Source organism: Mycoplasmopsis bovigenitalium, assembly GCF_900660525.1.
Taxonomy (GTDB): domain Bacteria; phylum Bacillota_I; class Bacilli_A; order Mycoplasmatales; family Metamycoplasmataceae; genus Mycoplasmopsis; species Mycoplasmopsis bovigenitalium.
This window is the reverse complement of record NZ_LR214970.1, coordinates 182,951-198,176: the sequence shown is the minus strand read 5'-3', so window position 1 is coordinate 198,176 and position 15,226 is coordinate 182,951. Positions and strand designations below refer to the sequence as shown.

The window sequence follows — 15,226 nt, the reverse complement described above, 5'->3', positions numbered from 1 at the left end:
AAAATATTTTATTAGTTTACACCCAAAAAATATGGTATTTTCATAAAATACCAGAAAATTTATAGCTTGCGGGCTATTTTTTTTTTTTTTTTGCACAAAGGTAAAATGTAAGAGATTAACTAAATAATAGATAAAAAATTCTTTTTTATATATTTATAAACCAATAAGGAGTAAGTTATGCGTAAATCTACAGAGCGGAGACTATTTAATTGCGTAGTTCTTATCGCAAGCGGTAGCGCAGTTGGCGCTACTTCTGCAATTATTATTCAAAAAAATCATTCGCACCCAAGAGAAGTTAAAAGAATTAATGATGAGATAAAAGAGCAAATAATTGATGTTAATAACACCAGTGATAAACTTGACCAAAATAAAGGTTCTGTTGATTCATTAAAAAATGCTATTGATGAAGCTGAACAAAAATTAGCACAATTCAATCGAAAATTCAATGAATATAACAAAGAAGAATACGAAACTAACGATAAAATCAATAATGAAATTGATAATTTTAAAAATTCAATTAGCGAATTAAAAGCTAAAATTAAAGATTCTAAATTGCGTTATGAGCAAAATAAATCTGCATTTGATACCATGTACAATGAAGCAATAAAAACTTCAAATGAAGCCAAAAAACAATTAAAAGAAACCTATGAAATTGACAAGCCTAGACTTCAAGCAGCTGACATTAAATTAGAAACAGTAATTAAAAAAGTCGAGAATTCTAAACAAAAAGTTCAGGATTCTCAATCAAACGTTGACAATTTATCAACTTTAAATGAAGAACTAAAACAGGCAATTGAAGAAGTTAAAAAACTAATTGAGGAATTAAAAAACGTTAATGAAGAACAAAAAAACAATAAATATTTACAAGCAATTAACAATGTAATTAATGAGTTAAATAACAAAATCAATAAATCTGCAAATCTTGGCAACAATATTAAAGAGATTGAAGATTTCATTACTGATTTAGAAAAAAACATAACCAAAGCAAATAGCACAGTAAAAATTGTTGAATCAGAAGAAGGCTTAAACGAGTCTGTTTTAGCAGCAAATGAACAACTTAAAGATATTATTTCAAAATCAGAGCAAGCACTAAAAAATACTAAACCAAAATTAGCAGTTATTTCAAATAATATTGACCAAAAATTAAATGAATTAGAAACAAAAATTAATAAATCTAAACGAAAAATCGCAAATAGCACTGATTTTGATGAATTATCAAAAGAATTTGATAATTACAACACAACAAATGAATCAATAAAAGATTTAGAAACAAAAATTAAGGATGCAGAATACGACAAAGGTCTTAAACATATTGGACAATTAAAATTAAATAATGAAAACAATAAAGTTGCTTCACTAGATAAAATGAAAAGCACAATAACTAAGGTTTTAGAGGCGGCAAATAACCTTAACGAAGAACAAATTGAGCACTTTTCAGTAAAAATAGCTTTAGCTAATACTCCGCAAGAATTGGCAAATATTCGTGATGAAATAAATCTAGCTAATAAAAAAGAACAATATAAAAAGTTTGTAAGAACATTGCAAAATCTTTCTAAAGATGAAATTAGCGAATTCATTAGTAAAATCAATGAATATAACGAATCTAACTACGAAAAAATTAAAGAAGAATACTCAAAAATTAATGATGAAAAAGCAAAATTGATTTCAGAAATCAATACTTTTGACTTTACTGATAAATATAAAAATCAATTATCTAATAATATCAAATCAGAAAAACTAAATAAGGCAACTTCATCCAAAGAAGAAAAAAAACATATTAATAATTCTAAGACAAAAGTTAAAGAATTTATTAATAATTCTGAAAACAAAATTCCTGAAAATAAAAAAACAGAACTTAAAGATTTATTAACAAAAGCACAAAGTCAAGTCGATGTTGAAAATGTGGAAAATCAAGCGCAATTGGAAAAAGCTAAACAAAATGCAATTAATGAAATTAATAAACTAAATATTAATAATAAAGAGCAATTGATTAACGAAATAAACAAAAAAGATGACGAAACAGGCATTAGAGCAATTGTTGCTAAAGCCAAAGGCGATGTTTTAGAATCAGAAAAACTAGATGCTGAATCAAAAATTAGATATCTTGACTTTATTAGCAATAACGAAAAAACGCAAAAAATCAATCAAATAAAAAATACAACAAATGCAAGTAAAGAGCAAATAAACAAAATAGTTGAAGAATTAACAAACAAAAATAAAGAAAAACAAGATTTATTTGAAGAAAACATAAAATATAGTGACATGTTTACTGAGCACTTTATTAATGAACAAAAAAACAAATTAGTAAACGAAGATGACAAAAATAAATACAACAAAATCAAAAACGATTTTGCTACTTTAAAAACACAAAAAGAAGATTTAATCAATAAATTAGATAATAAAGTTACTTTTCCTTATTTAGGCGATAAAGATAAACAAAATCTAAAGAATAAATTAAAACAAGCTATTGATTCTGAATCTATCAAGAAAGTTGAAAAGGAAGCTAGTCAACTAAATGCTGACAAACAAAAATTAATTAGCGAAGTTGATAAGTTAGAAAAAGTTGAAGCTGATAAAGCATCAACAAAAGAGCAAATTATTAATGCAAATGGCAAGGATGAAGCCCAAAGAATTTATGACGAGTTAAAAGCAAAATCAAATAAAGAAAAAGTAAATTCAAAGGCTGCAGAATATAATGATTCAATTAAAGATATAAGTGATAAAATTAATGATTTAAAACAATATAATCAGTCAATAACAAGTGTAAACCTAAAACGAAAAAATAATGAATTAATAAGCCACCTAGAAAAACAAGTTACTCAGTACAAACAAGAGTATGAACAAAACCTTGAAAATAATTCAATTCAAGAAAAAGGCAAAAAACTAAAATTAGCTAAAGATATTATTAAAAAATATGTTGATACAATAAAAGATTCCCATGATTATATAAATAATAGGGCGGAAAATGATTCTATAAAATCCGATGGTTGAGAAGAATTCTACAATTCAACTATTAAGCATAATAAAGACTTTTTCGATGGGTTAACTAAGACAAACCTTGAGAATTACGGTATAAATGGACACGATGTAAATCGCATCATGCTAGATGTATATTTGCGCACCAAGTATAAAATATTCAAAAAAGAAGTATTAAGACTTATTGGCAACGGAAAATGAAGAGTAAAGAATGGTCGATTAATAATATCATTTATGTATTTAGATAATAATAAAGAAGAAATTAAAACTAATCTAAAAAATGCTCGCCCTACATTAGATAAAACAAAATATAATTCAAAATATAATAATTTAACTATTAATTGAAATGCCGATCCAAAATTTAGAAGTTTTGCAAAACCTTCTATTGCACGAGATTCACTTGATTATTATGATCCAAATAAAATACAATTTAAACGGTTAGGTAGAATATATGATTATCATGCATGAGGAATATCATTTAAGTCCGGTGATGATGATGGGCTTGAATTGGACTTAAAGATAATTGGTATGCCTAATGATAAAAACTATATAATTCCTTTAATCTACATCAAAGAGGATTACGAAAGTAAAAAAGACAGCTATGATCCAAACGATCCCAACGTTGCCACACAAAATTTCGATACCAATGTAAATAAGGGAGACAGCATCAAAGAGGAAGAATTAATAGCTAAAAATATTCAATAGCAATTAAAAAATCCACACAACGTAATTGTTAACATTACGTTGTTTTTTATTAAAAAAACACAAAAGTAGTAACAATAAATATTAAGCACTTTATACTTCAATCTTGTTTATCACAAAAATAAAACATGTAAACAAATCAAGAAAATAATACTAATAGCTCATCTATTATTTTTTTATGCTATTTCATACATTTAAACCATTGGTCAAATGTTTTGAAAATAAAAATCAAATATCTGAATATAACGATTTGATTTTTTATGCAAAATTTCGATTAAATTTAAATACACCCCCCCCAACATAACCAAATAAAAAAATAAATATCCCGCCTAGCAAGATATTTTTGCAAATTAATTCATTTTACAATTGAATTAGTAAATTATCAAGTGATTGTTTTTTTGTATTGATATGTGTTTCTAAAATTTATTAATGGAATATAAACTGCTAAACCAATTAAAACATTAGCAATAGGCTCAAAAATCAAGTTAATTGTATTTAATACTATAAAAGTTTTTAAACCTGGCAAACCAGCAAGTGTGTTAATAAAATTTGAGTGAACATATAATGCAGTAAATACAAACAAAGTATTTAACTCCGTGGCAATTAAAGTCAATATTATGAACTTTCATAATTTAGGTTTATTATTCATTCTCAATAATAAATATGCAAGATAGGTGCCTATTCCAACAAAAAATCTAGGCAAAATTGAAACATCTACATATTGAAATCAAATTAAACCAACAATTATAGAAGCTATAAAAGAAGAAAAACCAAATCCCAGTCCACTAACAAAAGCTCCCTTAAAACCCAGATGAACAATTGCAATTGCCAAAATCACTGGTAAGTAAGTCAGTCATGCTGGCCCAAATGGAATATATGCTAAAAAGACCGAAAAACCTGAAGCTATAAAATATGCTAAATAAATAGATAAACTAGTTAACTCATATGTAAAAAAAGATCTACTTTTATAGCTATAAATTAGTTTTAAACTGGGCATGAGTTAATTATATTCTTAAAATTTTAAATTTATTATTTTTTAGTTATAATTATATGGAACGCTAGGAGTGTAGTTCAATGGTAGAACAACGGGCTTCAACCCCGTGTGTTATGGGTTCGAGTCCTGTCACTCCTGCCATTTTTTTTATTACTTTTTTAAAATATTTATTTAAAAAGTAATAAAAAATTTTGAGATTTTTAAGGCGAAAATTTAAGAAATATTTTCCATATATATTGATTTTTAAATTGATTTTGGCTAATTTATATAAATTAATTATCTTTGTATTAGAATATTAAATATTATTAAGCAAGGAGAGAGATGAAAAAAATAATTTATGACTATGATTTCGTTTTCAAAGACAATAATAATGAAAACGAAAATATAATATTTGTTCATGGTTTTAACTCAAGTGCTGGTAGATTTAAAATTTTTGAACAATATTGAACAAAATCTAATTATTATGCAATACAATTTCCGGGCAACAATCAAGTAGAACCCGTAAATGGACATGAAGTTAGCGTGTATCAATTTGCAAAATTGTTGGTAGAATTCATTGAAAAAAATCAATTAAAAAATGTTACTTTGATTGGTCATTCAATGGGTGGAGGAACCATATCATTAGCCTATAAAATGCGTCCTGAATTATTTAAAAAAATGGTTTATGTAGCACCAATGAATAGATCATCATTAGTAACTAGAGAAGTATTTTACAACACATATTTTCCCAAAACTTTTGAAGAATACTTGAAGTTTTTAGAAGGTCTATATTACGATATTTCACGTTTCACAAATGATGAAAAATGAATGCAAAATACAAGAGAATTTTTCGATCCTAAAGCATTTAACTATGAAAATACAATTAAATTGGGTTATTCATTGCCGGATCCGAAGTTAATTGACGAAATTGAAAAAGGCTTAAACTCAATTAATGTACCTACTATTCTTATATTAGGGGAAAAAGACGCAGTGATTGACCGCGAAAATTGTATACGTTATTTCAATTCACAGGTCAAGAATATTGAAACACATTATATTCCTAAAACAGGTCATATGATGTTTGAAGAAAACTGACAAGCTTTTATTAATATTTTAGAACCTTTTTTAGATAAATAATTTACCAATAAACTCATTTTTCAATTGAAAACAAAAAAACCTTTCGTTCTTAATGAATTTAATCATCAAAACAAAGGTTTTTTTATACTAGTTATTTTTAGCAGATTTAATAGTTTGAGCAATTTTTTCAGCATCAACTTGTTCAGGACTGTCATATTTTGTTGTGTTAAATAAAGCTTTATCAATTGATGTTGCAATTGTTGCTGTTAAATCATCTGTTACCATGGCCATTGGTTTAACTTTTTCATCAGTTTTACTTAATTTAAGAATTGATTCAAGTGAAATTGCAGCTGATGTGTAATAGTTTTTAGCATCGATTGCAGCATTTCTTGTTTTTTCATCACTATTTGAATCTTTAGCAACCGCTTCTAGTTTAGTAATTTCATCTTTTATAAATCTTAAATTTTGCTCATTAGCAACGCTTTTTAGTGGAATAATGTATCCTGATGTTTTAGCAAAAGTTTTTCAGTTGTCTTCTAAAACCCCTGGATTTAAAATATCATTTTTACCAGTATATAGTCATTTAATAAACAATTTTGTTGCTCTATCTTTTTCATCTCCATGTTTAATAGGGATAATACTTGAACCGCCTTCTAAAAAGTAATGACGACCACCAGGTTTAGTTAGAGTTATTTGGGGTTGCATTCAAACATCTTCATCTTTAGCATTTTTATTGAAACGTTCTTGAGTTTGTAATTTTGTTAAATTAACAAAATAGTAATTTGCTCAAGGTGTTTGTCTATTTTGGTTTGCGCCGACACTTGCCGCAAAACTAATTGCACTGTTATAGAACATTATATTTCATGAGCCTCATTCAAGATTACTATTGGCCATATATTTTATAGATTGAAATGCTTTGGTTTCATTTTTATCACCAACATTTTGTTTTTTTAGACTAACAATTGACTCATTGTATTGTTTTCATAATTCTTTAAATTTGCCTAAAACTTCTTGATTATCAATTAAATTGTAATTGATTTTTGTTGGCTGATTTTTATCATTTGTCTTAACAAGTTCATAAAGCTCTTTGTTTTCTGGAATCTCACCATAAAGTTCTTTGAAAAATGTGTCAATTTGATAATCAATTGATAAAACTTCACCATTTATTGTATTTGAATTGATTTTTGCTTGTTCCAATTCAACACCTTGAGCAAATTTTTTAGCAAACTCTCTGATTGATTTAATTGATTCGAATGTAGTTTTATCAACTGTAAAATCTTTAAAAGCATTTTGTTTAACTTTTAAAGCTTTAAAAATACTTTCTTCCGGAACATTTGAACCTTTATCTTTTGATTCTTGAGCTTTTTTATAAAGTTCAAAATCTTCTTTGACTGTTCCGCCGCCTTCTTTGATTTTTTCAAAAATTAAACGCATTAAATCTAAGTTATAAACTACTGAATCAACATCAGCATTGTCAAAAGGCAAATTGTATAATTTATCAGCGCTTTGTCCTGATAATTTTGAGTGTAAATTTGCAATATTGCTTTCAAATAAATCTTTATTAACCCCAACATCGCTAACATCAAGAAGTCTATTATCTTGATTAATAATGTAAGCACTTGATTGCGCCCCTAAAATCAAGTTTGGTACTTTATTTATTTCATTTGTTTCTAGTTTATTTTTTACATCTTTAATTAATCCAAATTCACTAAAAATTTTATGTTCATCAGCAAAACTTGCTTTGACTTTTTTAAAGCCCTCAATATGGCTTTGATTTTTGTTGTAATAATCAATAAATTTGGTTAGTGCTGTTGGTAATGGCCAGTTTTTTCCTTGTGCTAAACTAAATAAAATTGAATCACTTTTTTCAACTGGTTTACTTCCACAAGCTGCAGCAATTAAAGGTGTAGTAGAAGCAATTATTGCTCCTGCAATCAATATTTTTCTATTCTTCATTTTCCCGTCTCCAAATATAATAATTTATACGTATTCCCCATATTTATACTCCAAAAATGGAAATTACAAGCCCTAATTACCAACAAAATATGAAAATTTTTCACGTTTTATACCTTTTGAATTGATTTTAGGCCATTATAGTAAATAAAATATATCCTATATGAACTAATCTAAATAGTTTGCTAGGATATATTTATTAATTAAATCTATTGATTTTTTTTGCAAAAATTCCATATATTGTTAGTGGAATGACTATTGATATAATCGCGCCCGCAGCTTGAATATTGATTAATGCGCCGCCAGAAGTAACAAATAAGTTTCTATATCAAATTGTTATATTTTGAATGTTTGTCCCTTGTAAAATATACACTGGTCACAAATAATCATTTCAAACCGAAATAAATGTAAAAATTATCATTAAAAAATATGCTAATTTAAGTTTTGGTAAATATACATAAATGATTTTTTGGTATCAGCGCAAATTGTCATTTATCATTAGTTTAGACTTTTTATTCGATGTGCTTTTTGCCAAATTAAATACATAAGTAAAACTAAAAAATGAAAAAATTGCGTTAGTTATAGTTGTAAAAAATATTGACGAAATATGCAAATCATTTAGTGTGATTTTTAAGCTTAAAAATATTGAAAATTCAGGCACTAAACTTATTAACAAAAAGAAATATTGAAATATTTTTTGCAACAATGGCTTCATTTTTAAAAGACCCGCTATCGCCAATGAATAAGTAATTAGACGAAGTAAAATTAATGTTGAAGCAAAAACAAATGTATAAAATAAAGCATCAAAAAATTGTTTGTCAAAAAGTTTTCCAAAATTACTTCAATTTCACTCGCGAATTACAAAGTTATAGCTTGAATCCTTAATTGAATTTGACGATAATAGTGAAAAAAGCAGTAAATAATAAACTGGAAATAAAACAAAAATAACCAAAAGTCCAATAAAAATGTACCTTAAAATTTCTTTAATAACGACTTTAGCACTCATTTTTTCTCCGAGATTTTGCTTTGTATTTTTGCGCAAAATTTATTATTTTTTTAATAAATGAAGGTCTTAAAACCAAGATTATAAACATCAAAAAAACTAAGTATATAAAGCTAAAAAATGCAGCGGCATAACCTTTTTCATATTTAAGGGAAGGATTTGAGCCTCCGCCTGAATACTTAATTGCATAACTTGTAAGAGTGTGGGCGTGATTTAAATCAACATCAAAAGAACTTTCTAATATTGCGTCAGGTAGCAATAGGGTTGCAAAAATAAAATTAGTAAAAAGTATTACAAAAAAGACTTTTTCAATTTCATTTGAATAAATAAATTTAATTTTTTGCAATAATGTTAATTTATCATTTTTTATAAGTTTTGAATATTTTGAGTTCGCTCTGTTAATTGCTGAAGCAAACAAAACTAAATTAAATGGCAAGGCTCTTCAAAATTGAAATAATGAGTAATATACTCAAATTGGCAAACGTTTTTCACCATACGTAAAATGATATTCAGTTCCAAGTAGTTTATAAAATAGTCCTTTGCTTCCGAAAAACACTGTAAAAGCAATACCAACGGCAAATGATGAAATAAAAAATTGTGAATAAATCAATGTTAAAAAGGCATTTTTTGCAGTTTTAGAAATAACGTGCTCGATTAAAATGGCAAACATTAAAGCAAATAACATTGCACTAAATGAACCAATAAATGTTGTAGTTGTTGTATTCAAAATCGCATGATGAAATTGAGAATCGTTAAATATATTTTTGTAGTTACCAAAATTATACGTATATATTGATTTTGTATGTGAATAGGGAAAATATTTAAATGATTTTTGCAGTGTTAAGAATATAGGAACTAAGCTAAAAAGTAATATGCAAATTAACAAAGGGGATATAAGCAAAAATATTTGAAAAATATTTAACGCGTTTCTAGATATTTTCTTATTCATTTATTCTTTCTCCACATTTATCAAAAATCAGAACATCATTTTTTGAGTAATCAATATCTACAAAATCACCGATTTTTAAATTATCTTCATTTAAAACAATTGATCAAATATTATTTTTTTCGAATTCAATTTGATATTGAACTTTATCGCCAAAATGTTTTTTGTTCATTATTTTATATTTTCCTTCTTTAAGAATTGAAACATTAATTTTATTTTGACGAATGTAGAATAATTTATTGTCTTCTTCTTTTATAAAATTAATTTCAGGGGAACCAATAAATTTTGCAACAAATAAATTAGCTGGATTTTCATACATTTCTTGACCAGTGGAAAATTGTTGAACTTTTCCATTGGAAAGAAGAATAATTTTATCACTAATTTTCATTGCATCTTGTTGGTCATGAGTGACAATGATTATACTTAAGTTAAATTCATTTTTAATTTTTAACAATCAATCTATTGTTGATTCCTTGATTTTAGCATCCAGAGCAGAAAATGGTTCATCCATCAACACAAAGTTAGTTCTCTTAACTATTCCTTTTGCAAATGCCACTCGCTGCTTTTGACCCCCAGAAAGTTCATCAACATTTTTATTAATTAAATGATCTATTTCTAATTTTTTAGCAAGAGTATCCAGCTCTTTTTTAAATAATTTTTTAAGTGCCAAGTTTTTAAGCAGAGTTCATTTTTTTCTAATTTTTTTGGTAAACAAAATCGCAAATCAAAGTTTAGAATAAGCAAATTTTATCTTTCAATCATTTTTTTCTTTTTCTTTTGAAAAAGATACATATTCATCAAAATATTTACTTATTTTTTGATCATTTTTAATATCTGAAAATTCGCCTAAAAATTCAATTCTAGATGAATCTATTCAATTTCTATTATTTTTTGCACTTAAAAAAATATTATTAAAAACAGAAACATTTTCATAAATTGAATTTTCTTGCATGATATATGCAATTTCATGTGTTTTTAAATTATTTTTGATTAAAATTTTCCCATTTTCAGGTTTTAAGAAACCCAACAGAATATTAAATAATGTGGTCTTTCCACTCCCAGAAGGACCTAATAAAGAAATAATTTTACCCTCTTCAATTTCTAAATTTGGAATTTCTAAATCATAATCAGTAGATTTTTTATTGTACTTAAACTTTAAATTTTCAATGCTAACTAGCACATTTTTACTATTTGAACCTATTTTCGTCATAATGTGAAATTATAAACAATAAAATATTTTCCAATTCTTCAATATTAAAACACACCAAGATTTATTGCTTGATGTGTTTTAATATGAGTTTTTTCGCAACAATTAATCATTTAACTTATTGTTTTGAAATATATCCAAGATTTTTAAAGAATTCACAGCACTTTTGTGCAACTACTGGTTCCATCTCGTACACAAGAATTGCTAAGGCTTCTGGACCGGTGTGAATTCCAACTACTGGCGCTATTAAGCCATGAATCGAATGAATACCAAATTTCTCGAATATATTATTCAACAAATCATCTCGTTCAGCAATATCTGAATGAGAATCTAATGACATAACATATAATTCCTTACCTTTTTCAATTGGCAAGATTTCTTTTTTTAAATCAATTGCTTTTAGAACTGTTTTGGAAAAAGTTCTACCAACAGCTTCTTTTAATAGTTGACCATCTTTTCAACAAATAATTGGCACAATTTTTAGTAATTTAGCAACGGCTGCAGCAGCTGGATGCAAGCGCCCGCCTTTAACTAAATAACTATTAAATTTAGGAATCAATGAAATTGATTTTCGATGTCATAAATTATCTTTTTCTAAAATATCAATATACTCATCTAATCTTGAAGAATCAATTGACATTTGATGTTCAAATCAAACTAAATCAATCAAAATCATTTGTAAAACTTGAATTGAATTTACAACTCTTACTTTTTCAAAATCTTTGGCTAATGTTGTCAATGAAGCACAACTAGCAGAAAGATGTTTTGATATTGGATATACAATAATTCTGTCATAATCTTTTGAAAGTTTATTGAACAATTCTTCTGCATAACCTAAATTAACTGCTGATGTTTTAGCTTTTGAGTTTTTATTATAAAAATTGAATAAATTTTCAGGAGTAATATCAACACCATCTTTAAATTCTTTGCCTTCGATATTGATATGTAATGGTAAAAAATGTCAGCCTAATTTATGGGCTTGTTCTTGAGTTAAACCACAAGAAGAGTCTATAACTATTGCATATTTCATATTATTAATATTACAATAATTTTTATTATTTTAAAAACGAAATGATTTATGCATGGTTTCATTTCAATTGCACACAATCAAAATAATTAATTTATTTCATAAAGTTTTGTTGCGAAATGAAATCAATTCCATTATTTTTTAAAATTATTTTTTTGCATTAAATTTAAATCGAATTTTAAAAGTCATTTTTTCAAAGTTAATAAATGAAAAACTAAATAAACTGGCCTTAAATGGGGCAAAAATGCATTTAATTGTTTTTTTAAGACAATATGAAAATATTTTTATATACCTTAGTTAATGCTTTATAATAATTACGTATCAAAAATACGCAAATTATTCAATGAAAGGAATTCCAAATGAAATACAAATTCATCGAACCGGGCAAAGTGATGAACTGCCCAGAAACAATGATTCGTTTCTTAGACATTAATGGTGATCTAATTGACAAATCATTCAAAACAACTGCTTCAAAAGAAGAGCTAAAAGACATGTACCACAATATGATCAAAGCTCGTGCTTGAGACACCTACGCATTGACACTACAAAGAACAGGACGTCTTGGAACATTTGCTACTGCACTTGGTGAAGAAGCATACTTAACCGCTCTAGGTTTTGTAATGAAAAAAGAAGACTGATTCATTCCTCACTACCGTGTTTTAGCTGCATTGCTAGCTCGTGGTGAATCAATGGAATCAATTTACCTATACTGAAGAGGTTCTGAATTAGGTTCAAAACTTAAATCAAATACAACTCCACTTCAAGTTATTATTGCTTCACAAATTTCACAAGCTGCTGGTGTTGGTAAAGCTCTAAAAGTTCAAGGAAATGGAAATGTTGCCTTTACAATTATTGGTAATGGTGGAACAAACGAAGGTGAATTCCATGAAGGTTTAAACTGAGCTTCATTATTTAACCTACCTGTTGTTGTTGTTATTGCAAACAACAGATGAGCTATCTCAGTTCCTGAACACAATAGTTACAAAGTTAAAACTCTATCACAAAGAGGTCTATCATACGATATCCCTTCATTACGTGTTGATGGTAACGACCTACTAGCTGCTTACGAAACATTAAAAGAAGCTGCTGAATTTGCTCGTGAAGGAAATGGTCCAGTTCTAATTGAAATGGTTACATGACGTCAAGGACAACACACTACAAGTGATGACCCACGTGTATACCGTACAAGAGAAGAAGAAATCGAATACGAAAAATGAGAACCATTCCACCGTATTGAAAAATACCTATTTGACAATGGAATTGTTACTGAAGAAGAAAAAAATAAATTCTTCGAAGAAGGCACAGAAGATGCTAAAGTGGCTTACGAAAAATCAACAGAAACAATGGCTACAGAAGGCTTTGACGACATTTACAAATACACATACGAAACTTTACCTGAAGAACTAATCGAACAAAGAGAAGTTAACAGAAGATTCGAATAATAAACAATAAAGGAGAAAAATATGGAAACAATTAAAGTAAATAATATAGCAGCCATTACAAACGCCTTAGACGTTATGATGGAAAAAGACAAATCAGTTATTGTTTATGGTCAAGATGCTGGTTTTGAAGGTGGTGTTTTCCGTGCTACACAAGGTTTACAAGCTAAATATGGTGTAGAAAGAGTATTTGATGCTCCAATTTCAGAATCAGCTATCGTTGGTTCTGCAATCGGTTCAGCTGTTGCTGGATTAAGACCAGTTGCTGAAATTCAATTCTCAGGATTTATCTTCTATGGTCTAGCTCAATTATTTGGTAACGCAGCACGTATTAGAAACAGATCACGTGGAAAATTATCTGCACCTCTAGTATTAAGAATGCCTTGTGGTGGTGGGGTTAGAGCTCTAGAACACCACTCAGAATCGCTAGAAGCATTATTCGCACACATACCAGGTATTAAAGTAGTTATGCCATCAACTCCTTATGACTCAAAAGGTCTATTGATTGCAGCTATTGAAGACAATGACCCAGTAGTATTCCTAGAACACAAACACGACTATCGTTCATTCAAACAAGAAATTCCAGCTGGTTACTATACACTTCCAATTGGTAAAGCTGATGTTAAAATTGAAGGTGATGACTTAACAGTTGTTACATACGGACACATGGTTCACGAAACAATTAACGCTCTAAAATCATTAGCTGAAGAAGGAAAAGATTACTCAATCGAAGTTATTGACTTGAGAACAATCAAACCAATCGATACAGAAACAATTATCAAATCAGTTAAGAAAACAGGTCGTCTATTAGTAGTTTCAGAAGCAGTTCAATCAGGTTCAGTTGCAGCTGAAGTTATTACTCGTGTAAACGAAAAAGCATTTGACCACCTAGTGGCAGCACCGGTTCGTCTAAACACACCTGACGTTACAGTACCTTTACCAGCTCTTGAAAGCAAATTCATGGTAAACAAAGACAAAATTGCTACTGTAATTAAAGAAATTCTTGGATAATTTAAATTCATCAAGCAAGCCTTCTGGGCTTGTTTTTTAATTGCAATAATTTAATTCAATTAATCATTTAATATTGAAAAAACATTCAAAAAAGGAAAATAGGGAAAGATAAAGGCATTATAAAATTTAAGCAAAGTATAAACACTTATCCGTGCAGATATTTAAATATTAATGCAATAAGGTATGAAACTAAGAAACAATTTTAGATAATCAATGAATGCTGTAATAAAAGCACTACGCTTTATAAATAATTCCCCCTCACTTGTTAATCCTCAACGCTTTTATTTACTCAAATTACAAGATTTAAATTTGAGAACTATCTTTTGCAAATAACATCAATTTGTAACTTTTTTATTGATTAACTAAGTTTTTTTAAAAATCATTGTTTTATTTTTTGCGAAATTTTAAACAAAAATTTCAATCTAAAATAAAGTTTGAATAAAAAAAGCAGTAATTTACTGCTTAAATGTAGAAACTTATTCAGCTTTTGTTTGTGCGTTTACGAATAAATCCAAACGAGATGATTTTCTAGCACCTTTGTTGGGGTGGAAAACACCTTTTTGAACTGCTGTAGCAATAATTGAGTGAGCTTTTTGTACTAATTCTTTTGCATTTTCAGCTTTAGCTAAAACTGCTTCTCTAGCTGCTCTAATCGCTTTACGAATTCTCGTTTTCATTGCATTATTTCTTAATCTGTTTTCCTCAGATTTAGCAATGTGTTTAATTTTTGATTTAATATTTGCCATAATAAGCCTCCTTTTTTCATTGTTAAAACTAGATAACTAGTTGAAAAAATCTTATTTATTATAATCTAAAAAAATTTTTTTACAAATAAATGATTTTGTTTATTTTAAGATTTTTCGAAAGAAAAATATTTATTAAATAAATATATTAAATTGCTTTTTGAAAAAA

The 15,226-nt window shown here is 27.5% G+C and carries 11 protein-coding genes and 1 tRNA gene; 5 read left to right on the top strand and 7 right to left on the bottom strand.

Annotated elements, in window-relative coordinates; all coding sequences use genetic code 4:
• The first annotated feature begins 177 nt into the window (after positions 1-177).
• Entirely contained in the window at positions 178-3,681 is a 3,504-nt protein-coding gene (locus EXC34_RS00900; RefSeq protein WP_129687521.1) for a coiled-coil domain-containing protein, read from the top strand.
• 376 nt (positions 3,682-4,057) lie between these two features.
• Here the strand turns inward: EXC34_RS00900 and EXC34_RS00895 are convergent, their stop codons facing one another.
• Positions 4,058-4,675: a hypothetical protein gene (locus tag EXC34_RS00895; protein WP_129687520.1), complete on the bottom strand. Its 618-nt coding sequence runs from the start codon at positions 4,673-4,675 to the stop codon at positions 4,058-4,060.
• A gap of 63 nt (positions 4,676-4,738) precedes the next feature.
• Here EXC34_RS00895 and EXC34_RS00890 point away from each other — a divergent pair.
• Both EXC34_RS00890 and EXC34_RS00885 read left to right on the top strand, forming a co-directional pair.
• Positions 4,739-4,813: transfer RNA gene (locus tag EXC34_RS00890), tRNA-Trp, on the top strand.
• A 180-nt stretch (positions 4,814-4,993) separates the two neighbouring features.
• Positions 4,994-5,788: an alpha/beta fold hydrolase gene (locus EXC34_RS00885; protein WP_129687519.1), complete on the top strand. Its 795-nt coding sequence runs from the start codon at positions 4,994-4,996 to the stop codon at positions 5,786-5,788.
• An 87-nt stretch (positions 5,789-5,875) separates the two neighbouring features.
• On the opposite strand, the gene EXC34_RS00880 is transcribed toward EXC34_RS00885, so the two are convergent.
• The 5 genes from EXC34_RS00880 to EXC34_RS00860 form a co-directional block, all read right to left on the bottom strand.
• Positions 5,876-7,684, bottom strand: coding sequence for a P68 family surface lipoprotein (locus EXC34_RS00880; RefSeq protein ID WP_129687518.1), 1,809 nt, complete (start codon positions 7,682-7,684; stop codon positions 5,876-5,878).
• 196 nt (positions 7,685-7,880) lie between these two features.
• Positions 7,881-8,687: an ABC transporter permease family protein gene (locus EXC34_RS00875; protein ID WP_129687517.1), complete on the bottom strand. Its 807-nt coding sequence runs from the start codon at positions 8,685-8,687 to the stop codon at positions 7,881-7,883.
• Entirely contained in the window at positions 8,677-9,411 is a 735-nt protein-coding gene (locus tag EXC34_RS00870) for a sugar ABC transporter permease (protein WP_246003940.1), read from the bottom strand. Before EXC34_RS00870 ends, EXC34_RS00875 begins: the two co-directional genes overlap by 11 nt.
• Positions 9,412-9,625: 214 nt before the next feature.
• Complete coding sequence (locus EXC34_RS00865; protein ID WP_129687515.1) at positions 9,626-10,840, bottom strand: ATP-binding cassette domain-containing protein; 1,215 nt, start codon at positions 10,838-10,840, stop codon at positions 9,626-9,628.
• A gap of 115 nt (positions 10,841-10,955) precedes the next feature.
• Complete coding sequence (locus EXC34_RS00860) at positions 10,956-11,867, bottom strand: DegV family protein (RefSeq protein ID WP_129687514.1); 912 nt, start codon at positions 11,865-11,867, stop codon at positions 10,956-10,958.
• A 356-nt stretch (positions 11,868-12,223) separates the two neighbouring features.
• Here EXC34_RS00860 and EXC34_RS00855 point away from each other — a divergent pair, with 356 nt between their 5' ends.
• Positions 12,224-13,306: a thiamine pyrophosphate-dependent enzyme gene (locus EXC34_RS00855; protein ID WP_129687513.1), complete on the top strand. Its 1,083-nt coding sequence runs from the start codon at positions 12,224-12,226 to the stop codon at positions 13,304-13,306.
• Between the two features lie 21 nt (positions 13,307-13,327).
• Positions 13,328-14,314, top strand: a complete 987-nt coding sequence (locus tag EXC34_RS00850; protein ID WP_129687512.1) for an alpha-ketoacid dehydrogenase subunit beta — start codon at positions 13,328-13,330, stop codon at positions 14,312-14,314.
• 476 nt (positions 14,315-14,790) lie between these two features.
• On the opposite strand, the gene rpsT is transcribed toward EXC34_RS00850, so the two are convergent.
• Complete coding sequence (rpsT, locus tag EXC34_RS00845) at positions 14,791-15,060, bottom strand: 30S ribosomal protein S20 (RefSeq protein ID WP_004420037.1); 270 nt, start codon at positions 15,058-15,060, stop codon at positions 14,791-14,793.
• Positions 15,061-15,226 lie beyond the last annotated feature (166 nt).